We start from the raw sequence: 1369 nt of genomic DNA on the forward strand, positions 1-1369 counted from the left end.
CGGGCGAAGGGCCAGGGCCGCGCCGCCGCGCGATAGCGGCCGTAGCCGGCGAACATCTCGTCCCCGCCCTCGCCGGACAGCACGACCTTGACGCTCCCGCGCGCGTGGCGGGCGAGGAACCATGTGGGGATGATCGCATAATCGGCGGCCGGGTCGTCCATCGCGGCGACGATGGCGGGCAGGTGCCGCCAGGTCATCGTCTCGGTGATCTCGATCCGCTCGTGCCGGGCGCCGACGGCGCGGGCGGTCGCCTCGGCATCGTCGCGCTCGTCGGCCACCGTGGCGCGGTCGAACCCGGCGGTGAAGGCGAGCACCGGCGTCTCGTTCAGCCGCGCCATCAGGGCGAGGATCGCGGCGCTGTCGATCCCGCCCGAGAGGAACATGCCATACGGCACGTCGCTGCGCTGGTGGAGCTCGACCGATTGCGCCAGCACGGCATCGAGCGCGACGAGGGCCGCATCCTCATCGCGCGGCGCCTCGCCCGGCTCGATCGGCGGATGGTCGAGCAGTGCCGCCTCGGCGCCATCGCGCAGGGTGAGCAGCGCGCCGGGCGGCACCCGCTCGATCCCGGTGAAGACGGTTGCGGTGCCGGCGGTGAATTGCAGTTGCAGCAGCTCGACGAGGCGCGCCGTGTCGATCCGCCGCCTCGCGAGCCCGGCGGCGAGCAGCGCCTGCGGCTCGGAGGCGAAGGCGGTGCCCTGGTCGGCGGCGCAGCGGTAGAGCGGCTTGATTCCGAACGGATCGCGCGCCAGCGTCACCACGCCGCGCTCGGAATCATCGATCGCGAGCGCATACATCCCGCGCAGCAGAGGCACGAAATCCGCCTCGGCGCGGGCAAGATGCAGCGGCGGCTCGCAATCGCTGCCGGTGCGGAAGGGCACAAGCGGCAGGGCGGCGCGCAATTCGCGGTTGTTGTAGATCTCGCCATTGCCGATCAGCGCGGCACCGGCACCGAACAGCGGCTGGTCGCCGGTCGCGAGATCGACAATGGCGAGGCGGGTATGCACCAGCGCCGCGCGCTCGCTGACATGGGTGCCCGCACCATCCGGCCCGCGATGGGCCAGCGCGCGGGCGAGCGCCGCGAGGGTTTCCGGCGCGATCCGCGCCCCCGGCTTCAGCGCGAGTCCGGCGATGCCGCACATCAGCGCCGCACCCCGGCGAGGTAGTCGCGCCAGGTTGCCATCACGACCGGGGCGGCGAACTCCGCCTCGAACCGCGCCCGGCCGGCGGCGGCAAGATCGGCGCGGCGGGCCGGATCGGCGAGCAGGGCCGCGATCGCCGCGGAGAGAGATTGCGTGTCGCCGAGCGGCACCAGCGCACCGTCCACCCCGTCGCGGATGATTTCGCGCGGCCCCTCGGCGGCGACCCG

2 protein-coding genes are annotated in these 1369 nt (G+C 73.6%); both read right to left on the reverse strand.

Features of this window, described 5'->3' with window-relative positions:
• The coding region (gene asnB, locus APM_RS05805) for an asparagine synthase (glutamine-hydrolyzing) (RefSeq protein ID WP_039887894.1) at positions 1-1142 on the reverse strand (1142 nt) is incomplete at its 3' end.
• Positions 1142-1369, reverse strand: a 228-nt coding sequence (locus APM_RS05810; protein ID WP_007422424.1) for a glycosyltransferase, incomplete at its 5' end; no start/stop codon positions are given. The genes APM_RS05810 and asnB, both read right to left, overlap by 1 nt.

The organism is Acidiphilium sp. PM (assembly GCF_000219295.1).
In the GTDB taxonomy this organism is placed as follows: Bacteria; Pseudomonadota; Alphaproteobacteria; order Acetobacterales; family Acetobacteraceae; genus Acidiphilium; species Acidiphilium multivorum.